This is a genomic window from uncultured Tateyamaria sp., assembly GCF_947503415.1.
In the GTDB taxonomy this organism is placed as follows: domain Bacteria; phylum Pseudomonadota; class Alphaproteobacteria; order Rhodobacterales; family Rhodobacteraceae; genus Tateyamaria.
On record NZ_CANNDS010000001.1, the window covers coordinates 344,276 to 364,973 of the forward strand.

The window sequence follows — 20,698 nt, forward strand, 5'->3', positions numbered from 1 at the left end:
GTCGGCCTCCTATTTCAAAGCGCCAGGCGCGCGATGGCAAACAAGCCCGTCGCGGCGGCGGCATAACTCAGGCAGATCATCACAAGGATGAGCACCTTCTGCATTGTTCCGTGCACATAGTCCTCGATCAGCACCTGAACACCGTCCTTGAAATGCATGAAAGTGACGACGATGGTCAGCGCGGCCACGATGGCCGGGAACGGACGTGCGAAATGCTCCGTGACCTCAGCATAGCTGGCCCCCAGCATCGGACCAAAGGTGAAGACAAAGAGCGGTATAAGGATCAGCAGCGCGAACGAGCTGACTTTCATGGCCCAGAAATGAGCCGTGCCTGTCTTGGCAGAGCCCATGCCCACGGCACGTTTGCGGTCGGTCAGATAACGCATGGCAGCCTCCTCAAATCACGATGACAGTGAAGATGGTCAGAACGACCGAACCGATGATGACGGCCCAACCCATCTTTTCGGCTGTGTCCAGGTCCAATCCGATCGCATTGTCCCAGATCAGGTGCCGCACACCGGCCAGCGTGTGATACCACAGCCCCCAAAGCGACAAGAGCATGATGATGTTGCCAAGAACACTGGTCAGGACCCCATCAGCACGGGCAAAGGCCGCTTCGGACGTGGCAGCGGCCAGCAGCCACCACACAATCAAAAGGGCCGACAGAAGGAGCGCGTTCCCGGTGATCCGCGTCAGGATCGACGTGATCGATGTCAATTGTGGGCGGTATATCTCGAGGTGCGGCGAAAGCGGGCGATTGCCCCGGTTGACGTCAGCCATTGTGCATCCTTTGTGGTCCGTTGCCTCTTGATACCTCTTTTTACGCCCGAGTCACCTGCGAGGCTTTCAGAAAAGCCGCGGTTTTTTGGCGCATTTGCAGGATTTTGCTCAAACGTGATCACGGGCCAAATGCGTGTGATCACAAGTTCAGTCATTCTGCAGAATAAGTTAGCTGCCTTGTGGTCTCGCGCTGCAGTTTGCGTTTGATTTGTTCGGGGTAATCCTCGAATCCCTGTGCCGTCATGACAAACGCCCCCGGTCCTGTGATCAGGTTTTCAAAGAAATAGGCGGTCAGGTCCGTCTTGTCGGTCTCAATCGCGATGGCGTTCACGGTGATATTCTCCGCATTCAGGCTGCTGCGGAGGGTGGCCGGTTCAACGCCTTCATTGGAAACGCCGTCCCCCGACACGTCGATCACCTTGCGCAAACAGTGATCCATCGATGCAAAGGCAGAGAGGGACACGGACAAAGCCTCCCCGATGGCAGTCGAGTAGTTACGCCACACGCGCGCGTCGGCTTCGACCTTGTCCGCAAGGGCCAGCACATCGTCGTAGGTGTCGATGCGGGTCCAGGGGATGGTTTGCCGCTGCCGCGATGATCCTGTCCATTGCACCAGTGCCACTTCGGCACGCTGCTCGATCAACGCATCCGCCACGATCCCGTCACGCAGGGCATAGGCAAGCCCGTCCATCTGGATGCGATACTCTTTTGTATCGACGGATCCCGACACATCCACAGCCAGCAACAGCGCCAGATCACAGGCCCGCGCCGGCGTTGTCAAAAGCAGAAATGCAGTCAGAAGGCGGATCATACACGGGACCCTAGCGCGCGTCCGCGATTGGCGCACGCCCCAAAAGCGCCGTCAGTCGAGCGTGTCGTAAAGTTGCCTGAGGTGATCTTCGAACTCAGTGCACATGATGATTTCCGTCGTACCGGGGTCGTAGAACGCATTGGCCTCGCCGCAGTTTTCGACCCGCACGATCAGCGGCACTGGCAGTTCAAAGTCGTCGTTGAGCGCGGCCACTTCGGCGGCCATCACATCGGTGGTCAGAAGTGTGTTGCCGCCGTCCGCGAACACGAGAGTGTCCCCCTGCCCTGCAATGTCGTCAAAGGCCGGGCCCCAACTGTCGAGTGCCAATTCAAACTCCTCCGGGCAGGTTTCGGCCCGCTCTTCGGGCAAGCCCAGATCGGTGGCAAAGCCCTCGCGCGCGTCTGGGTTTGCCCCATAGAACAGGCAGACGGTGTTGTAGAAACGCTGCTCGTCGGGACCATGCGTGTCCCAATACGGCACGTCGTTGACCGCAGCCTCCCCCAGAAACCCAAAGGCCGTGTCATAGGCGAGCGCTTGAGCGGCATCCTCGTCATAGAACCCGTCGATCAACAGGATCGAAGCGACATCCGCGGCATCTTCCTCCTGCCCGAACACCGGCAACTGCAGGATATCGATCAGTGCGTGGCCCAGTTCGTGATAGAAGATGCCGAGCAAGTTGGCTTTGACAAACGCCTCGCGTTCTTCATCGGCCAGCACCGGCGAGGACAGCACCAAAAGTGGCAACAGATATCGTAACATCACGTCCTCTCGCAGCATGCGGGATGGCGGGTGGGGCGTCGTCGTCAGACGCGCGTCACCCAAGCATCCCTTACATCGGCATCAAGGCCCAGTAATCCAGATCAAGCAAGACGTCCGGCAAGTATTTGCCGTCCGCACCACGCAATTGAAACGGCTCACCACCCTTTGTCGCGACCAACCGCAGCCGGATTGCACCAACGCCCGGGGCTGCGGTGTCTGCTTTATCCAATACCTCGGACCAGGCCCGCACAGTATCGCCCGACAGGCATGGGTTCGCATGCGCCCCCGCATTCAAACCCACCACCATCTGTGCGTTTGCCAGTCCGTTGAACGACAGTGCCCGCGCCATTGATATGACGTGCCCGCCATAGATCAGGCGCGTGCCATCGGGCCGAGCGGACGTGTCAAAATGTACTTTGGCCGTGTTCTGCCACAAGCGCGTGGCCATCATATGCTCGGCCTCTTCGACAGTGACGCCATCCACATGATCGATCTGCTCACCGATTTCGTAGTCGCCCCAGCGGTGCGGCTCCCCAGCCAGATCAAAGTCGTAATTTTCGAAACTCAGCCCCTCGGGCACGGCCAGTGTCCCCGCGGGGACAACCTTGGCCAGTTCAGGCACAACCGTCTCGGGCGCAGGTGCATCAAGGTTTCCTTTGCGCACCATGACCCAGCGGACGTATTCCAGCACGTCTTGCCCCCGCTGGTTCCGCCCCGTGGTGCGCACATAGACAACACCCGTCTTGCCGTTCGAATTCTGCTTGACCCCGATGACTTCCGATTGAGAGGTCAGCGTGTCGCCAGGCCACACGGGGTTCAGCCAGCGCCCTTCGGCATAACCAAGGTTTGCCACAGCGTTCAGCGACACGTCAGGCACGGTTTTGCCAAAGACAGTGTGGAACGCGATCATGTCGTCCAGTGGTGATGCCGCCAGCCCGCACGCCTGCGCAAACATGTCCGAGGAATAGAGCGCATGTCGCGCAGGATAGAGCGCGTGGTAGAGCGCCCGTTCCCCTGACCCGACCGTGCGCGGCACCGCATGGGTCAGCACGTCGCCCACGGCGTAGTCTTCGAAAAACCGGCCGGCGTTTGTCTTGGCCATCAGTGTTCCCCCAGTTTCGTGTCCGGGGTGTAGTCGCCCGGCACCTCTTTCACGACGGCCTGCCCGCAGCGCATGAGACCCGCCGCGTGGTCCCACGTCTGGGTGGGCGAGCCGTGCAGCTCCCAGCCTGCGTTCAGCGCTGCGGTGACCTTGTGGCAAAAGGCAGACGTGTCCTCTTCGGACAGAAAACGGTAGAGTTTCATGTGCTTACCCCGGGAACGGCCAGACACCCAGCCAGTTGTGGATCATGCCGATGATACCCAGCAGCACGACGGAGCCGACAATGAACATGGCATCCTTGGCCAGTGTGCCTTCGGGGCCGCGCTGCCAGTCGGGCTCTGCCGTATTGATGATACGAGCCGTCATGACGGCCCAGACCAGCAACCCGCCAAACAGGACGATTGAGGCCAGATCGCCATTCACCAGAAGGTGCGCAATCGCCCAGAGGGAAAAGCCCGTCAGCATCGGGTGGCGCATGCCGGATACCAGCTTGCCCCGCTTGGGCGCCGGGCTGAGCAGGTAGATCGCAATAAGCATCAGCAGGTTGTTGATGTGGATCATGAAGGCGGGCGGGAACCAGACATTCACGAAGTCCGTCCCGCGATACCCAATGACCATCAGCACAATGGAAACCGCGATCCCGATTGCAACAGCCCCTTTGCCGCCGTCGCCCATCGCCGCCCGGCGTTCCGGGGCCACCCGTTTGAACAGATGTGCGCCCCACCACAGGGCAACGCCCGCAATCAAAACAATCCAGTACATCGCTTATCCTTCCGCCATGGCCGCGATGGCATCGGCTTTGGCCAATGTCTCGCGCGCGGTCACGATGTGCAGATTTTCGACGATCCGTCCATCGACAACCGCAACCCCTTGGCCCGAAGCCTCTACCTCTTCAAAAGCCGCGATCTGGCGGCGCGCGAGGTCGATGTCCGCATCCGACGGCGAGAAGGCCGCATTGGCAATGTCGATCTGGGCCGGGTGGATCAGGGTTTTGCCATCAAAGCCCATATCGCGGCCCTGATCACATTCGACTTTCAGCCCGTCATCGTCCTTGAATGCATTATAGACGCCATCGACGATGGCGCAGCTATGCGCCTTGGCCGCCAGCAGGCACAGGCCCAGACCGGTTTGCAACGGCAGGCGGTCGGGGCGGAAGCGGGTCTGTAGTTCCTTGGCCAGATCGTTGGTGCCCATGATCATGCCTTGCAACAGCGTGTGTGCGGCAATGGCGGGTGCGTTGATCATGCCAAGCGGGGTTTCCATCATCGCCCACAAGGGTGTGTCACCTGTGATCGCGGCCAGTGCATCAAGATCGGCAGGCGATGACACCTTGGGCAGCAGGATCGCGTCCGCACCCATGTCGCTGGCTGCTTTTGCATCGTCACGCCCCCATGCAGTGTCAAAGCCGTTGATGCGTACGATTTTCAACCGTGCGCCGTAGCCGCCCTGCGCCAGCGCATCGGCCAAGGTCGCGCGTGCGCTTTCCTTTTCGTCCAGTGACACCGCGTCTTCGAGGTCGAATATGATCGCATCCACCGGCAGACCGCGTGCCTTGTCCAGCGCCCGGGGCTTGGAACCGGGGATGTACAGAACAGAACGGAGGGGACGGTTGAGGGCCATGGCGTGCGATCCTTGCAAGTCATAAAGTTGCGCGGAAAGGGGCATTTTTTGCCAGATAGTTCAAGCAGTAATCTTCTGCATTGCAGAAAAATCCTTGGGCGAGACGTCGGCAATTATGCCGTTGCTTCAAATTGCAGATACCTGCGCGCGCTGCGTTAACCATTATTCAAACCTCGAACCGCAGTCTGTGCTCAATCCGATTGCTCTGGGAGGGCCGTTTCGGCAGGGCCGCCGAACACTTCACGGAGTGAGCGATTGGAGCAGATGTGAACCGGGGCTGCCCGGTCATCGCCGGAGTTCCGGTTGGGCCAGATGACCAGTGGTGACGCCTTCCTTTGTGAAAGGCTGAACGTGATGACACGGATGATGAATGTGATGACAGCAGGTGTTCTGGCGCTTGCGGCGATGACCAATGCAGCGCAGGCGCAACAGGCCCGCAATTGTGGACCCCGCGATATCGTGGTGAACCGGCTGGCAGAAGGGTATGGTGAAACGCGTCAATCGATGGGTCTTGGGGCCAACAATTCGGTGATCGAGGTGTTTGCGTCCGATGACAGCGGGACATGGACCATCACCGTGACCACCCCCAACGGATTGACCTGCCTCGTTGCAAGCGGTCAGGCCTATGAAACCCTGGCCGAAGCGCTTCCCGCCAAGGGCAGCGATGCCTGAACAGCGGGGCGGACGGCACGTCCGCCTTACTGCGCAATCGCAGACCTGTAAGGCGCACCTTGGTGCGCCTTTTCCTTTGCCTCGCCGAAAATCAGAATCGTAAGGCGGATCCTGATCCGCCCAACCGCTACCGCACAGGCGCACGTCGGATCGTCATTCCCCATTTCTCATCCGCGCCAAATCCGAGCTTTTCATAAAAGCCGCGTGCCTTGGCAGTTCGCCCCGTCATGAGCATGATTTTGTAGCATCCGGCCGCCCAAGCCGCATCAATAACGGCCTGCATCACGGCGCGGCCATGCCCTTTGCCCCGATGATTGGAATGGGTCACGACATTTTCGATCAACGCATAGGAACGCCCGCCCTGCGTCATGTTGGGCAAGATGTGCAGCGTCGCCATCGCCATCAATGAATCTTCTTCGAAGGCGCCGATCACACACGTGCCCCGATGATCCAGAAGCGCTGCGAACGCTGGGCTTGGTGCAAGCGCTTGGTCCCCGACCAAGTGCTGGTACAGCACCAACGCTGCATCCGTGTCTTCTGTGCTCAACGCGCGCGCTGTCATGTCAGACCATCCCAGATCAACTTGGTGCCGGTCAGGATCAGCATCACGTAGGTCAGCATGAAAAAGGCACGTTCCGGCACCAGATGATGCGCGCGAACGCCCAACCATGCCCCCAGCAGTGCAAACGGTGCGAGAGCCAGATTGGCCCACGCCGTTTGAACCGTGAACATGCCCAAAAAGGCATACGGCACGAACTTGAAAATGTTGATGGCAGTAAAAATCAGGACCGTGTTGGCCTGATATTCGGTCTTCGACGGGCGCAGAGACAACAGATACACCGCCGCCGGAGGACCGCCCGCATGGCTGACGAAACTGGTGAACCCAGCGACGGTTCCGGTGACTGCCCCGACCCATGCAGGCAACGCGCGCGATGCAGTGCGAATCCAACCTTGGCTCCGACCGACCTGCCAAAACACAAATCCAATTGAAATGACCCCGATCAGGATCCGGAACACATCCGGTTCAGTGCGCGAGAACAGCAGGGCACCCAGCGCCACTCCCGGCAATCCTCCGAGGATCATCAGCGTGGACACCCGCCAGTTCCACTTGCCCCAATAGGGTTTCAGGGTGGCCGCATCGATCAGCATGAGCAGGGGCAACACCACGCCGAGCGCCATGCCCGGCTCGATCACCAGCGCCAGAATCGACGCTGACGCAAAAGATGCGCCAGACCCGAACCCGCCCTTGGAAATCCCCGCAAAAACCACGGCAGGAGCTGCAATGGCAAAAAACCACAGATCAAGGTCCACTTGGGTCCGACCCTTCGAAAAACAGTGCTGTTGCGAACCTTTAGCGCGCAAATATGATAGACGCCAGCGCGCGGCATTCGCTACGCTGCAGTGCGGCACCCTTGCGCGACGGCCTATCTCGCGCTAGGCACCGCGCCAGCAAAAACCCCAAGTGCGGAGACTTTCACCCATGGCCAGACCCAAGATTGCCCTGATCGGCGCCGGTCAGATCGGCGGTACACTTGCCCACCTCGTAGCTCTGAAAGAGCTGGGCGACGTGATCCTGTTCGACATCGCCGAAGGCACCCCCGAAGGCAAAGCCCTCGACATCGCGGAATCCGGCCCCTCCGAAGGGTTCGACGCCAAGCTGAAAGGCACGCAGTCCTATGCGGACATCGCGGGTGCAGACGTCTGCATCGTCACTGCCGGTGTTCCCCGCAAGCCCGGCATGAGCCGCGATGACCTGTTGGGCATCAACCTCAAGGTCATGAAATCCGTGGGCGAAGGCATTGCCGCCAACGCCCCCGACGCGTTTGTCATCTGCATCACCAACCCGCTGGATGCGATGGTCTGGGCGCTGCAGAAATTCTCGGGCCTGCCCGCGAACAAGGTCTGCGGCATGGCCGGTGTTCTCGACAGCGCGCGTTTCCGCCACTTCCTGGCCGAAGAGTTCGACGTGTCCATGAAGGACGTCACCGCTTTTGTTCTGGGTGGTCACGGCGACACCATGGTGCCTTCCGTCCGTTATTCGACGGTTGCGGGTATTCCTTTGCCCGATCTGGTCAAGATGGGCTGGACCACGCAAGAAAAACTGGACGCCATTGTGCAGCGCACCCGGGATGGCGGTGCCGAGATCGTGGGCCTGCTGAAAACCGGGTCCGCCTTTTATGCGCCTGCCACATCCGGCATTGAAATGGCCGAAGCCTACCTGAAAGACCAAAAGCGCGTGCTGCCCTGTGCAGCGCATTGCGATGGCGAATTTGGCCTGAAGAGCATGTATGTGGGTGTGCCGACCGTGATCGGTGCGGGCGGCATCGAACGCATCGTCAACATCCAGCTCAACAAGGAAGAGCAGGAGATGTTCGATACATCCGTCAAGGCCGTGCAAGGGCTGATGGAAGCCTGCAAGGGCATCGACGACAGCCTCGCGTAATTTGCGCGACACTCATTTTAAGGGCCGGATGCCGTCGCATCCGGCCTTTTTTATGTTTATATGGTTCACATGCCCCAGTCGCGCCCCATCGAACGTAAACTGACCACGATCCTCTCGGCGGACGCGGCCAATTACTCAGGCCGGATGAGCCGCGATGAAGATGGGACGGTGCGCGCGCTGCGCGCCAGTCGTGAAGTGATTGATGCCGCTATCGCTGAGTGCGGTGGACGGATCGCCAACACGTCCGGCGACGGGCTCATCGCCGATTTTCCTTCTGTTGTGGGGGCCGTCAGATGCGCCGTCGACGTCCAGCGCATCTTGAACACGCGCCCGGACCTTTTGCCCTTCCGGTTGGGCATTCATCTGGGCGACGTGATCATCGAGGGCACGGATTTGCTGGGCGACGGGGTAAATCTGGCGGCGCGTCTGCAGGAAATGGCGGATGTGGGCGGCATTCTTATTTCGCAGCATGTCTATGACCATACCCATGGAAAGCTCGGTCCGGTCGAATTGCGCCCGCTTGGCCCCGCCACACCAAAGCATCTGGTGGAAGAGGTGGGCGTCTATGCCGTCGTGGCCGAAGGGGTCAGCGCACCGCGCCATCTGGACAATCTGGGACCCAAGGTTTCTCGCGCTGATCCGCCACCAGTCATACCGGAGGAAACTGTTACTCCGCCCGAAACCGATGATCCGACACGCGCAAAATTCAAGACGGACCGCAACCGTATTCTCGGTGCAATAGGCGCCATCACACTGGTCGAAATCGCGGTTGACCTGCCCTTTTTCGTCACCGTTCTGCCAACCGGCGCCCTCGCCTATGTCCTGTTCGTGAAGTGGCGGGCGTTCAAGGCATACGACCGGGAAACGTCTACAAGCTAGATGTCTGCAAGAAGGCTCTTGAGCCTCGGGTTGCGGTGAAGAAGTTCGGCGTCAAACGCATCGACGGACAGGTCGGGACAGTCCGCCCCCAGCACGCACGCAGGATCGAACGCGATCGTCTCAAGCAATCCGAACTGTTCGAGCTGCGATTGTCGCTGTGCCGTTGCTGCAAACATAGTGCGGTGGGCGTTGCGCATGCTCTGCACATCCGTACAGCGTTCTTGCATCCAAGCGATCTGTGCTGCGCGATGCCGTTGCAGGATCGCTGATTGCACCGCCTCAGGGTTCTGAAGGTAGCGCAGGCATTTCGCCGCCCAATGCAATGGCGTCAGCCCGTCGAAATGCAGCAACCGCGCAGTGGATGAGATGCGCCTGGCCACACGTCTTTGGCGACCTTCGGACCCGGTGCGTGTCGCATTATGCACCCCCAGCCGCAGGCCAGCGCCCACGCGGACACCGCTCTTGCCTGCCCCGTGCGAGTATTGGCCTCGTTTCATGAAACGCTCGAATGGCCCAAATGCCGCTTCGGTTTCATTCGTTTGCAGGTCAGACGTGGCGCGGAATGGACCGTCAAAAAGAGATACCCGGTCGCCCTCCGGGAACATCCGCTCAAGCACCGGCAGATTCAACTCCGTGCGCGGATCGTCGTGCGCTGCCAGTTCCGCCTTAAGGTCGCCGTCCTGCCAAATGAACTCATCCGCATCGATGTGAAACAACCAATCAAGGCCACATTGATTCTGGGCCCGGTTGGCATTGATGACCTGTCGCCGCATCTGTGATGCCGGGCGACCATGGTTTGGCCGCCGCGCCTGCCAGTAGGCATCGTCACACCACTGCACCGTGCAGCCCGGGATGGCCGCCAACCGCGTACCAGCCCGGTCATCCGGATCGTCCAGAAAGACGAAAACTGCACTTGCCCCGGTCGCCAAGTGCCATCGCACATTACACTCGACCAGTGCCGTTGGTTCGTTTGCTGTGAGTACGATTCCCCAAACCATGTCATTTTTGTCATGTTTTACAGGAAATTGCGGTTTCATTCGGCTGATTCTCTTTTCACCAAAAATTTTTGTGATCACACGATTAAATGCAGTGATCACAAATGTCGGATTTCCGCCACCAAAACCCCCACTGCGACATATTTTCCGTTTACGCCTCGTTCAGTCTTGTTCGTATAGGCCCAACGTTGACGTATCTATACGGGATCAAACCGCCATGAACATCCATGAATACCAGGCCAAAGCCCTTCTGCGCAGCTACGGGGCCCCGGTCTCGGACGGGCGCGTTGTCCTGCGTGCTGAGGAAGCAAAGACAGCCGCAGGCGCACTTGACGGGCCTCTGTGGGTGGTCAAGGCGCAGATCCACGCCGGTGGTCGCGGCAAGGGCAGCTTCAAGGAAGCAGATGCAGGCGACAAGGGCGGCGTGCGTCTGACCAAGTCGGTGGAAGAAGCCGCCGAAGAAGCAAAGAAGATGCTGGGCCGCACCCTTGTGACCCACCAGACAGGTCCCGCGGGCAAGCAAGTGAACCGCATCTACATCGAAGACGGCTCTGGCATCGAAACAGAAATGTATCTGGCCCTCCTCGTTGATCGCGTGACCAGCCGCGTCAGCTTCGTTTGCTCGACCGAGGGCGGCATGGACATCGAAGAGGTGGCCGCCGAAACCCCCGAAAAGATCCTAAGCTTCAGCGTTGATCCAGCCACGGGCTATCAGGCGTTTCATGGCCGCCGCATCGCCTTCATGCTGGGTCTGCAGGGCAAACAGATCAAGCAATGCGTGGGCCTGATGGGTCTGCTCTACAAGGCGTTCATGGAAAAAGACATGGAGATGCTGGAGATCAACCCGCTGATCGTCACTGACGGCGGTGATCTGAAAGTGCTGGATGCCAAGGTCAGCTTTGACGGCAACGCCATCTACCGCCACACCGACATCAACGAATTGCGCGACGAGACCGAGGAAGACCCCAAGGAACTCGCGGCCTCCAAATACGACCTCAACTACATCGCCCTCGACGGAGAGATTGGGTGCATGGTGAATGGTGCGGGTCTGGCCATGGCCACGATGGACATCATCAAACTGTATGGCGCAGAGCCTGCCAACTTCCTCGATGTGGGCGGTGGTGCGACCAAGGAGAAAGTGACCGAGGCGTTCAAGATCATCACATCTGACCCCAACGTCAAAGGCATCCTCGTGAACATCTTTGGCGGCATCATGCGCTGTGACGTCATCGCAGAAGGCGTGGTGGCCGCGGTGAAAGAGGTTGGCCTGCAAGTGCCGCTGGTGGTTCGCCTCGAAGGCACGAATGTGCAGCAGGGCAAGGACATCATCAACAACTCCGGTCTGGACGTGATCGCAGCCGATGATCTCAAAGACGGCGCGCAGAAAATCGTGAAAGCGGTCAAGGGCTGAGTTTGATGCCGGTGCGTGTTGCGATGAGCGCCTGTCTGATGTCTGCTGCGCCCGCCGTGTGCGCAGCAGGTGCAGACCAACTGCGCAAGCAACTCTTCGATGACCATTGTGTAGGCCGCACGGCCGAGCAAAGCGAACGCGCCTCTGAGCAAGTCGGCAGCCCCACCGTCAACACCTTTGGCGGCGGGCAGCGGTATCTGAACTTCCCGGTCAAAAGCGCCGAACGTGCCGTTGTCCCGGGGATCATCAACACAGCCACAGGCCTGCAGTGCAGCGCGGGCGTCAACCATGTCGGGTACTTATTGTACGAAGAAGGGCGCAGCGCGGGTCTCTGAACCCAAGTGCCTTGATCTGCAAGCGGACGGAAGGAAAAAAAGGTGGATAGCAAAAGGACAAGTTGGGTCCCCAAACGCGCGCATTCCGCGCTGGCATTGCTGATTGTGGCCTCGCTGTCCGCCTGCACCACCGGCGGACGCTCGGACATCCAGGTATCGGACAACTTTCCACCTATAGGTCTGGCCGCATCGGCGGTTTGGCTTGAGGACCGGCAAGTTGCATTGCCGCGTGTCAGGGCTGCTAGCGACGTGCCGACATCGGAAATCCGTTCGGTTGTGGGCGGCAGGGCACCGGTGGCGTCGGGCACACCGCCAGCGCCTGTCCCAGTTGCGCAGCGCACGGCGCTTTCGAATGATGACATACTCAACAGCCTTGTTTCCAGCTTCCGCGCAGGATGCCTGAACAACGCGCCGGGCTTTGACACCGCTTCAGCGCGCAAGGCATTTCAGGCCAATCCGCCCTCCTTGGCCCCCGGCATGACCTACCTGTCGACAGGCCGCCCCAGACAAAGCTGCAATGTAAGTGTGCAAGGGTACGGCACAAGCCGACCGCGCCTGACCCGTTCTGACGTGGTGCTGCTGACCCAAGAGTTGCAGCAGCGGCTTGGTGGTGATGTCGTCGTGTCCAACCGCAACCCGGAGTCGGCCTCGGCCCGTCTTCGTGTGGGTCGCACCACATATCGACTTTCCTCTTTTGTCAGCCGCCAGGGCCGCTTTTCGCTGAGTGTCAGTAAGTAATGACGGTTCGGGCACATATCGCCGTAGCTTTTGGTCTGTGTGCTGCACTGGCCGCGCCCGCCGGCGCCGGTGTGCACCCGGCCATCAGCGCATTTGCCGATCACTGCTTTTCGCCCTTTCTGACCGCAGCGACGGCTGCGGCGCACTTGTCAGCACCCGGCGCCCGCGTAGCTTTTTATGACCTCGATCCGGTGTCGGCTGTCGCATCCTCGCCCTCTGACAATGTCGCACCCGGCACGGATCGGCGCTGCTCGGTCGCAATCGATGGCAACCACGTTGATGATGCGACGTGGGCCGTCGAAAACGCCTTGATGCGCGAAGGCATAACCGATCCCGCATCGGTGCCGGGTACCTATGCACAGACGGACGGAACCGCGCTTCTCGCGGCCCGCTACCTTAACCCGAACCGCATTGCCGTGGTGATTGTGGAAACGCGCCCCGGCACCAACGGCATCGAAACTCACATGACTGTAGAACGGCTGCTGCCGCTCGATAAATAAGGAAAGACTCCATGGCCGTACTGATTGACGAAAACACCAAGGTGATCTGCCAGGGCCTGACCGGTTCTCAGGGCACATTCCACACCGAACAGGCCATCGCATATGGCACCAAGATGGTCGGCGGCGTGACGCCCGGCAAAGGTGGCCAGACGCATCTGGACCTGCCCGTCTTCAACTCGGTGCACGAGGCGATGGACGTGACGGACGCCAACGCGTCTGTCATCTACGTGCCGCCGCCCTTCGCTGCGGATTCGATCCTTGAGGCCATCGACGCAGAGATGCCCCTGATCGTCTGCATCACCGAGGGCATCCCGGTGCTGGACATGATGAAGGTGCAGCGCGCTTTGGAAGGCTCGTCCAGCCGCCTGATCGGCCCCAACTGCCCTGGTGTCATCACGCCCGACGCCTGCAAAATCGGCATCATGCCCGGCCACATTCACAAGCGCGGGAGCGTGGGTGTCGTGAGCCGGTCGGGCACCCTTACTTATGAGGCTGTGAAACAGACAACCGATATGGGCCTGGGCCAATCAAGCGCCGTGGGCATCGGCGGTGACCCGATCAAGGGGACCGAGCATATCGACGTGCTTGAGATGTTCCTCGCGGATGACGAAACCGAGAGCATCATCATGATCGGTGAGATTGGCGGTTCTGCGGAAGAAGATGCCGCGCAGTTTCTGGCAGATGAGAAGAAGAAAGGTCGCTGGAAGCCCACGGCGGGTTTCATCGCGGGTCGCACCGCCCCTCCGGGCCGTCGGATGGGGCACGCGGGCGCGATCGTTGCCGGGGGCAAGGGCGGCGCCGAGGACAAGATCGAAGCGATGCGGTCCGCTGGCATTGTGGTGGCCGACAGCCCCGCAACGCTGGGCGAGGCCGTGATGGAGGCGATTAAAGCATAAGCATGCTGACAGGTCCGGCAACAGAACTGAGGGCATCCCCCGACCGCGGGTGGGGGAGTCTCTCCCGCCCGGTGGGGCGGTCGGAGGATGCCCGGCGGTGCCTCCGGGCAGGGAGCAAAATATGAAAACTGCTCTCTTGATAGTGTTCGCGATGCTCGGAAGCTCTGCCGGATTGTTTTGGTTCGCGATTACCGGCCCAGAACGTACCCTCCAACAAAGAGAAACAACACCGGACGGCCTAAGGGTCATTTTGGTAGACTTCCCAAGTGATCCCAACATCGTGTCATTTGATCCCGCTAAGGTTTCTGCAATGGCATTGCGGGACTTCGCCGCGGCCCTCTGCGGACATGACACGCGATCAGTTTCAGAATTGCAGCCGACTTTGTTCGATAAGTTGCGCGGACATAACCGCGTAGAGATCATTTGCTCCTGAGGTAAAAACATGACCGACCAATCCCCCAACGACCAGTTCCATGCCTCGTCCTTCATGCAAGGACACAATGCGGAGTACCTCGAACAGATGTACGCCCGTTATGCCAATGACCCCGGCGCGGTGGATGAAAGTTGGCAAGCCTTCTTCAAGGCGATGGGCGACGACGAAGTGTCGGTCAAACGCGAGGCCGAGGGGCCAAGCTGGGCACGCGCCGACTGGCCGCCGCAACCAGGTGATGACCTCACCCAAGCGCTGACCGGCGAATGGGCAGCACCTGCAGAGGCCAAGGCCGCAGGCGACAAGATCAAGGCAAAGGCAGCTGAAACCGGCGTTGAGGTCAGTGACGATCAGATCAAGCGCGCCGTGCTCGACAGTATCCGCGCGCTCATGCTGATCCGTGCCTACCGCATCCGGGGTCACCTTGTGGCGGATCTGGACCCGCTGGGCATGCGCGATCAGACCCCGCATCCGGAGCTGGACCCCAAATCCTACGGCTTCACCGAGGCCGACATGGACCGACCCATCTTCATCGACAAGGTGCTGGGCCTTGATGTCGCCTCGATGCGCGAGATCGTGGCGATTGTGAAGCGCACCTATTGCGGCACCTTTGCGCTGCAATACATGCACATCTCGAACCCGGACGAAGCCAGTTGGCTGAAGGAACGGATCGAGGGTCTGGGCAAGGAAATCCAGTTCACCCGCGAAGGCCGCAAGGCGATCCTGAACAAGATGGTCGAGGCCGAGGGATTCGAGAAGTTCCTGCACGTCAAGTACATGGGCACCAAGCGCTTTGGTCTGGATGGCGGCGAAAGCCTGATCCCCGCGATGGAGCAGATCATCAAGCGCGGCGGCGCATTGGGAGTGAAGGATATTGTGATCGGCATGCCTCACCGGGGGCGGCTGAGCGTGCTCGCCAACGTGATGGCCAAACCTTACAAGGCGATCTTCAACGAATTTCAGGGCGGCAGCTTCAAACCCGAAGATGTCGATGGCTCGGGCGATGTGAAATACCACCTCGGTGCCTCATCCGACCGCGAATTTGACGGCAACACCGTGCACCTGTCACTGACGGCCAACCCCTCGCATCTTGAGGCGGTGAACCCGGTGGTGCTGGGCAAGGCGCGCGCCAAACAGGATCAGAATAACGACTCCGACCGCACAAGTGTGATGCCGATTCTGCTGCATGGTGACGCGGCCTTTGCCGGTCAGGGCGTTGTGGCCGAGTGCTTTGCCCTGTCGGGCCTGCGCGGCCACAGAACAGGCGGCACCATGCACCTTGTGGTCAACAACCAGATCGGGTTCACCACCGCGCCCCACTTCTCGCGGTCATCGCCGTATCCGACCGACAACGCGCTGGTGGTCGAAGCGCCGATTTTCCACGTGAATGGCGACGACCCAGAGGCCGTGGTGCATGCTGCCAAGGTTGCGACTGAGTTCCGCCAGAAGTTCCGCAAGGACGTCGTTATCGACATCTTCTGCTACCGCCGCTTTGGTCACAACGAGGGCGACGAGCCCATGTTCACCAACCCGGTGATGTACAAGAAGATCAAGAAGCACAAAACGTCCCTGACCCTTTATACCGAGCGGTTGGTCAAGGATGGCCTGATCCCCGAAGGCGAGATCGAAGACATGAAAGCCGCCTTTCAGGCGCGCATGAATGACGAGTTCGAAGCGGGCAAGGATTACAAGCCGAACAAGGCGGATTGGCTGGATGGCAAGTGGTCTCATCTGGACAAGGAAAAGGACGACTATCAGCGCGGCAAGACCGCCATCGCGCCCGAAACGCTGGCCGATATAGGACGCGCCCTGACATCTGCGCCGGACGGCTTTCCGCTGCACAAGACTGTCGGCAGGCTTTTTGACGCGAAAAAGCAGATGTTCGACAGTGGTGAGGGGTTCGACTGGGCCACGGGTGAGGCGCTGGCCTTTGGATCGCTTCTGACCGAAGGGTTTCCGGTGCGTCTGGCCGGTCAGGACAGCACCCGCGGCACGTTCAGCCAACGCCATTCGGGCATCGTGAACCAGGAAACCGAAGAACGGTATTTCCCGCTCAACAACGTGCGGGCGGGTCAGGCACATTACGAAGTCATCGACTCGATGCTGTCGGAATATGCGGTGCTTGGTTTCGAATATGGGTATTCGATGGCCGAACCCAATGCATTGACGTTGTGGGAGGCGCAATTTGGCGATTTTGCCAACGGCGCGCAGATCATGTTCGACCAGTTTATCAGCTCGGGCGAAAGCAAGTGGCTGCGCATGTCGGGGCTGGTTGTGTTGTTGCCCCATGGCTTCGAAGGGCAAGGGCCCGAACACTCCTCCGCCCGGCTGGAGCGGTTTTTGCAGATGTGCGGTCAGGACAACTGGATCGTCGCCAACTGCACGACGCCCGCCAATTATTTCCACATCCTGCGCCGTCAGATCCACCGCGACTTCCGCAAGCCGCTGATCCTGATGACCCCCAAATCCCTGCTGCGCCACAAGATGGCGGTGTCCAAGGCAGAGGAGTTCACCACCGGCTCCTCCTTCCACCGTGTGCTTTGGGATGACGCGGAATTGGGCAACTCGGACACCAAGTTGGTGAAAGACGACAAGGTGAAGCGCGTGGTCATGTGTTCGGGCAAGGTCTACTACGACCTGCTGGAAGAGCGTGACGCCCGAGGGATTGATGACGTGTACCTGATGCGGATCGAACAGTTCTATCCCTTCCCGGCGATCAGCCTCGTCAAGGAACTGGAACGCTTCAAGGGGGCCGAAATGGTCTGGTGTCAGGAAGAGCCCAAGAACCAGGGGGGGTGGTCCTTTATCGAGCCCAACATCGAATGGGTGCTGACCCGGATCAAGGCAAAGCACCAGCGCCCCGCTTATGTGGGCCGCGCCACCTCTGCCTCACCCGCCACGGGTCTGGCCAGCCAGCACAAAGCACAACAAGCCGCGCTCGTGAACGACGCGCTGACCATCGAAGGATAAGACCATGACCACCGAAGTCCGCGTGCCCACCTTGGGCGAAAGCGTCACCGAAGCCACCGTTGCCACATGGTTCAAGAAACCCGGCGACGCGGTGGAGGTGGACGAAATGCTGTGCGAGCTGGAAACCGACAAGGTGACGGTCGAAGTGCCCTCCCCTGCCGCTGGCACGCTTGCCGATATCGTCGCCGCCGAGGGTGAGACAGTGGGCGTGGACGCGCTGCTCGCCAACATCTCAGAAGGCGGGGCCGCGACCCCATCCAAGGACGCACCCAAAGCCGAAGCCAAGGCAGAAGAACCCGCCGCCGAAGCACCCTCATCGGGCGGTGACAGCGTTGACGTCATGGTGCCCACACTGGGCGAAAGCGTCACCGAAGCCACCGTCAGCACCTGGTTCAAGGCCGTCGGTGACAGCGTGGCCCAGGACGAAATGTTATGCGAACTGGAAACCGACAAGGTCAGCGTCGAAGTGCCGGCTCCCGCTGGCGGCGTTTTGACCGAGATCGTGGCCCCGGAGGGCACCACTGTCGATGCCTCGGCCAAGCTCGCCGTGATCTCAGGCTCTGCCGTCGGGCAGACCGATCCGGCCCCGGCCCCCAAGGCCGATGCGGCCCCGGCAGCGGCACCCGAAGGAACCGGCCGCTCGGACGTGGAAAACGCACCGTCCGCACAAAAAGCCATGGCAGCCGCCGGGATCAGCGCAGATCATGTCACGGGCACAGGCCGCGATGGTCGTGTGATGAAGGACGATGTGGCCAAGGCCGTTGCCGCAGCCGCCTCTGCCCCCACGGCGTCGGCCCCTGCCTCTGCACCTCGTGCACCGGTCGCCGCAGACGATGCCGCGCGCGAAGAACGGGTGAAAATGACCCGTCTCCGCCAGACCATCGCCAAACGCCTGAAGGAAAGCCAGAACACAGCTGCCATGCTCACCACCTACAACGAGGTGGACATGGGCGCCGTGATGGACTTGCGCAATGAATACAAGGACCTGTTCCTGAAGAAACACGGCGTCAAGCTGGGCTTCATGTCCTTCTTCACCAAGGCGTGCTGCCACGCGTTGAAAGAAGTGCCCGAAGTGAATGCCGAGATTGACGGCACCGACATCGTCTACAAGAACTTCGTGCATATGGGTGTCGCGGCGGGTACGCCCACGGGCCTTGTGGTGCCGGTGATCCGCGATGCGGATGCAATGTCCTTTGCCGCGATCGAAAAGGCGATTGCCGAAAAGGGGGCCCGTGCCCGCGATGGCAAACTGAGCATGGCGGAAATGCAGGGCGGCACATTCACGCTGTCCAACGGCGGCGTCTACGGCTCGCTCATGTCCTCACCCATCCTGAACCCACCGCAGTCGGGTATCCTAGGCATGCACAAGATCCAGGACCGGCCCATGGCTATCGGCGGTGAGGTGGTGATCCGGCCCATGATGTATCTGGCGCTCAGCTACGACCACCGCATCGTGGATGGAAAGGGTGCTGTGACGTTCCTTGTGCGGGTCAAGGAAGCGCTGGAGGATCCGCGGCGGTTGTTGATGGATTTGTGACGGAGGTAACGCTGGTTGTATGTCACACTCCGCTAAACATCGAATTACCCAGACCGGCGCTCTGTCACTGAGCACCTGTCTGGGCATCATCTGTTGTATAGCGGGTGCGATGACCACAGGTTATGTTACGGGTCAGGTGACCGGTAGCAGGTGGTTGCAGTTTCTGTTTATGCTGGTTTTGCTTTTTGGCGTTCCGGCGGGATTTATCATCATAAATGAGTTCACAGAGCAAAAGTGGAAACAACTGCCGTTGGTGATCCGAACAAGGTCAATGCTTCGATGGTTGCCCCAATTGGTCTCAGTCGCGTCACTTCTGGGATACGGAATTTTCGGTAATATCATTTTTGTCGTCGGCGCTTACCTTTTGGTCTTACCCGGCGTTTCGATCATTGCGCTCGTATTCTTGGAAAAATACGCGCAGCAACACTTCCGTGCATAGTAATACAGGATCAAAGGCATGACCCCAGAACTCACCTACCTCACCTACGCCGTCATCCTCCTGATCGCCCATGCGATCATTCAGGCCACCTTCTCTGACCTGTCCAAAGGGCTTGGCTGGGCGCTCGGCCCCCAGGACGAACAGCGCGACCAGAACGTGGTCGCCGCCCGCATCCAGCGCGCGCTCAAGAACTATCTCGAAACCCTCCCCGCCTTCATCGCACTCGCCTTGATGCTCAAGGTCACGGACCTTGGCACCTCCGCCACGGCCACGGGCGCGGCGCTCTGGTTCTGGGCGCGCGTCGCCTACATCCCCGCCTATGCGTCCGGCATCCCAATGGTCCGCTCCATCGCTTGGTTTGCCTCGCTCGGGGGGCTTGTCATGATGCTGTTGCCGTTGCTGGGCGCGTGACAGCGAAACAGACATACCAGCGTGCCATCGCTGCACGGCGCGCCTTTGCCCTGCCCGGCTATCCCACGCTGGCGCAGGCGGGCTTTGATGGCGACTATGTCTCGCCCATCCAGATGACGTCCGGCAATCTGGCGGGGCCACTGCTCATGTCCAAGGACTGGCTCGACGCCCCCTCGGCAAAGCAGCACAAGGACCAACTCAAGCGCACCGGATACCTGCCGAATATCCCCTACAACAAGGTAATCGACAGGGTGCTCCAGCTACTGAACCTCACCCGAGCTGACATCTACATCACGCCCATCTTCCACCTGCTGACCCCCAAACGGTCCAGCACGATTCCCCCCGCCCATGCGCGCGCCTGTTTCGATGCCGTTGGCAGGCACGAACTTCTGGGCCGCAGGCCAGTTGCGCTTGGCACCGACAGCGCCCGCGTGCTGGCGTTTTTCGGGATTGACCACATCACGGCCCCCCACCCTTCTGCACGGATCGGCAGCTATGATCACAGGGCGAACCTTATCGCAGAGGCGGTGCAAGCGGCATGACCCCCGAACTCACAGCCCTCGCGCTCGCCGCACTACTACAGGTCCTGCAGTTTTGCCTGATGGCCGTGCCAACCAACATCGAATTGCCGCAAGGCAAGACCCTGTCCCCCCGCGACCGCAACCGCTTGGGCGGCGACATCCAGGATCAGGTGTCTACCAAAACCGCCCGCCTGATCCGGGCGTGGGAAAACCATTTCGAAAGCCTTGCCCTGTTCACCATCGCCGTCATCGTCGTGACTTTGGCAGAGGCAAGCACATCCTTCACCGCAATCTGCGCATGGGCCTACCTGCTCGCGCGCATTCTCTATATCCCCGCCTACTATTTCGGCCTGACCCCGTGGCGGTCGCTGATCTGGCTGGTGGGATTTCTCGCTGCACCCTGCATACTTGTCGCAACGCTCCTGTCTTCTTCTGGCTGAAAATATCCC

Annotated in this window: 26 protein-coding genes; 15 read left to right on the top strand and 11 right to left on the bottom strand. The window is 60.1% G+C overall.

Going from position 1 to position 20,698, the window contains the following annotated elements; all coding sequences use genetic code 11:
* Window positions 1-14: 14 nt before the first annotated feature.
* From sdhD to Q1A32_RS01800, 8 genes are all read right to left on the bottom strand, one after another.
* Window positions 15-386 carry a succinate dehydrogenase, hydrophobic membrane anchor protein gene (gene sdhD, locus Q1A32_RS01765; RefSeq protein ID WP_299610124.1) on the bottom strand — a complete coding sequence of 124 codons (372 nt, stop codon included), beginning with the start codon at window positions 384-386 and terminating at the stop codon, window positions 15-17.
* A gap of 10 nt (window positions 387-396) precedes the next feature.
* On the bottom strand, window positions 397-780 hold the full coding sequence (gene sdhC, locus Q1A32_RS01770; protein ID WP_299648662.1) for a succinate dehydrogenase, cytochrome b556 subunit: 384 nt from the start codon (window positions 778-780) through the stop codon (window positions 397-399).
* 151 nt (window positions 781-931) lie between these two features.
* Window positions 932-1,591, bottom strand: a complete 660-nt coding sequence (locus Q1A32_RS01775) for a DUF1194 domain-containing protein (RefSeq protein ID WP_299648665.1) — start codon at window positions 1,589-1,591, stop codon at window positions 932-934.
* A 51-nt stretch (window positions 1,592-1,642) separates the two neighbouring features.
* Complete coding sequence (locus Q1A32_RS01780; RefSeq protein WP_299648668.1) at window positions 1,643-2,350, bottom strand: DUF4344 domain-containing metallopeptidase; 708 nt, start codon at window positions 2,348-2,350, stop codon at window positions 1,643-1,645.
* A gap of 70 nt (window positions 2,351-2,420) precedes the next feature.
* Window positions 2,421-3,452, bottom strand: coding sequence for a MaoC family dehydratase (locus Q1A32_RS01785; protein ID WP_299648670.1), 1,032 nt, complete (start codon window positions 3,450-3,452; stop codon window positions 2,421-2,423).
* The gene (locus Q1A32_RS01790) at window positions 3,452-3,655 is read right to left on the bottom strand and encodes a DUF1737 domain-containing protein (RefSeq protein ID WP_299648674.1); all 204 of its coding nucleotides are present in this window, start codon (window positions 3,653-3,655) and stop codon (window positions 3,452-3,454) included. Before Q1A32_RS01790 ends, Q1A32_RS01785 begins: the two co-directional genes overlap by 1 nt.
* A gap of 4 nt (window positions 3,656-3,659) precedes the next feature.
* Window positions 3,660-4,214, bottom strand: coding sequence for an NnrU family protein (locus tag Q1A32_RS01795; RefSeq protein WP_299648677.1), 555 nt, complete (start codon window positions 4,212-4,214; stop codon window positions 3,660-3,662).
* 3 nt (window positions 4,215-4,217) lie between these two features.
* Complete coding sequence (locus Q1A32_RS01800) at window positions 4,218-5,072, bottom strand: CoA ester lyase (RefSeq protein ID WP_299648680.1); 855 nt, start codon at window positions 5,070-5,072, stop codon at window positions 4,218-4,220.
* A 363-nt stretch (window positions 5,073-5,435) separates the two neighbouring features.
* Between Q1A32_RS01800 and Q1A32_RS01805 the strand changes: the two genes are divergently transcribed.
* Complete coding sequence (locus tag Q1A32_RS01805) at window positions 5,436-5,744, top strand: hypothetical protein (RefSeq protein WP_299614412.1); 309 nt, start codon at window positions 5,436-5,438, stop codon at window positions 5,742-5,744.
* Between the two features lie 127 nt (window positions 5,745-5,871).
* Here Q1A32_RS01805 and Q1A32_RS01810 read toward each other — a convergent pair whose 3' ends face one another.
* Window positions 5,872-6,306: a GNAT family N-acetyltransferase gene (locus Q1A32_RS01810; protein WP_299648683.1), complete on the bottom strand. Its 435-nt coding sequence runs from the start codon at window positions 6,304-6,306 to the stop codon at window positions 5,872-5,874.
* Complete coding sequence (locus tag Q1A32_RS01815) at window positions 6,303-7,055, bottom strand: sulfite exporter TauE/SafE family protein (protein WP_299648686.1); 753 nt, start codon at window positions 7,053-7,055, stop codon at window positions 6,303-6,305. Before Q1A32_RS01815 ends, Q1A32_RS01810 begins: the two co-directional genes overlap by 4 nt.
* Window positions 7,056-7,224: 169 nt before the next feature.
* On the opposite strand from Q1A32_RS01815, the gene mdh reads away from it, so the two are divergent.
* Entirely contained in the window at window positions 7,225-8,187 is a 963-nt protein-coding gene (gene mdh / locus Q1A32_RS01820; RefSeq protein WP_299610094.1) for a malate dehydrogenase, read from the top strand.
* Window positions 8,188-8,256: 69 nt separating this feature from the next.
* On the top strand, window positions 8,257-9,066 hold the full coding sequence (locus tag Q1A32_RS01825) for an adenylate/guanylate cyclase domain-containing protein (RefSeq protein WP_299648688.1): 810 nt from the start codon (window positions 8,257-8,259) through the stop codon (window positions 9,064-9,066).
* On the opposite strand, the gene Q1A32_RS01830 is transcribed toward Q1A32_RS01825, so the two are convergent.
* Window positions 9,063-10,064 (bottom strand): glycosyltransferase family 2 protein, encoded by a 1,002-nt coding sequence (locus Q1A32_RS01830; RefSeq protein ID WP_299648691.1) that lies wholly within the window; start codon window positions 10,062-10,064, stop codon window positions 9,063-9,065. The genes Q1A32_RS01825 and Q1A32_RS01830 overlap by 4 nt on opposite strands.
* A 214-nt stretch (window positions 10,065-10,278) precedes the next feature.
* Between Q1A32_RS01830 and sucC the strand changes: the two genes are divergently transcribed.
* The 12 genes from sucC to Q1A32_RS01890 all read left to right on the top strand — a co-directional run bounded on the left by sucC (window position 10,279) and on the right by Q1A32_RS01890 (window position 20,689).
* Window positions 10,279-11,472 (top strand): ADP-forming succinate--CoA ligase subunit beta, encoded by a 1,194-nt coding sequence (gene sucC / locus Q1A32_RS01835; RefSeq protein WP_299610083.1) that lies wholly within the window; start codon window positions 10,279-10,281, stop codon window positions 11,470-11,472.
* Between the two features lie 5 nt (window positions 11,473-11,477).
* Complete coding sequence (locus Q1A32_RS01840) at window positions 11,478-11,807, top strand: hypothetical protein (protein WP_299648694.1); 330 nt, start codon at window positions 11,478-11,480, stop codon at window positions 11,805-11,807.
* A gap of 42 nt (window positions 11,808-11,849) precedes the next feature.
* Window positions 11,850-12,545: a hypothetical protein gene (locus Q1A32_RS01845; protein ID WP_299648697.1), complete on the top strand. Its 696-nt coding sequence runs from the start codon at window positions 11,850-11,852 to the stop codon at window positions 12,543-12,545.
* A complete protein-coding gene (locus Q1A32_RS01850) occupies window positions 12,545-13,045 on the top strand; it encodes a succinyl-CoA synthetase subunit beta (RefSeq protein WP_299648700.1) in 501 nt (166 codons plus the stop codon). Before Q1A32_RS01845 ends, Q1A32_RS01850 begins: the two co-directional genes overlap by 1 nt.
* 11 nt (window positions 13,046-13,056) lie before the next feature.
* Window positions 13,057-13,941 carry a succinate--CoA ligase subunit alpha gene (gene sucD, locus Q1A32_RS01855; protein ID WP_299648703.1) on the top strand — a complete coding sequence of 295 codons (885 nt, stop codon included), beginning with the start codon at window positions 13,057-13,059 and terminating at the stop codon, window positions 13,939-13,941.
* A 121-nt stretch (window positions 13,942-14,062) separates the two neighbouring features.
* Window positions 14,063-14,374 carry a hypothetical protein gene (locus tag Q1A32_RS01860; protein ID WP_299648706.1) on the top strand — a complete coding sequence of 104 codons (312 nt, stop codon included), beginning with the start codon at window positions 14,063-14,065 and terminating at the stop codon, window positions 14,372-14,374.
* Between the two features lie 9 nt (window positions 14,375-14,383).
* Window positions 14,384-17,341, top strand: a complete 2,958-nt coding sequence (locus Q1A32_RS01865) for a 2-oxoglutarate dehydrogenase E1 component (RefSeq protein WP_299648709.1) — start codon at window positions 14,384-14,386, stop codon at window positions 17,339-17,341.
* A gap of 4 nt (window positions 17,342-17,345) precedes the next feature.
* The gene (gene odhB, locus Q1A32_RS01870) at window positions 17,346-18,878 is read left to right on the top strand and encodes a 2-oxoglutarate dehydrogenase complex dihydrolipoyllysine-residue succinyltransferase (RefSeq protein ID WP_299648712.1); all 1,533 of its coding nucleotides are present in this window, start codon (window positions 17,346-17,348) and stop codon (window positions 18,876-18,878) included.
* 109 nt (window positions 18,879-18,987) lie between these two features.
* Window positions 18,988-19,317 (top strand): hypothetical protein, encoded by a 330-nt coding sequence (locus Q1A32_RS01875; protein WP_299648715.1) that lies wholly within the window; start codon window positions 18,988-18,990, stop codon window positions 19,315-19,317.
* Between the two features lie 18 nt (window positions 19,318-19,335).
* Window positions 19,336-19,728, top strand: coding sequence for an MAPEG family protein (locus Q1A32_RS01880; protein WP_299648718.1), 393 nt, complete (start codon window positions 19,336-19,338; stop codon window positions 19,726-19,728).
* A complete protein-coding gene (locus Q1A32_RS01885; RefSeq protein WP_299648721.1) occupies window positions 19,725-20,270 on the top strand; it encodes a hypothetical protein in 546 nt (181 codons plus the stop codon). The genes Q1A32_RS01880 and Q1A32_RS01885 overlap by 4 nt, the downstream gene beginning before the upstream one ends.
* Complete coding sequence (locus Q1A32_RS01890; protein WP_299648724.1) at window positions 20,267-20,689, top strand: MAPEG family protein; 423 nt, start codon at window positions 20,267-20,269, stop codon at window positions 20,687-20,689. Before Q1A32_RS01885 ends, Q1A32_RS01890 begins: the two co-directional genes overlap by 4 nt.
* The last annotated feature ends 9 nt before the right edge of the window (window positions 20,690-20,698 follow it).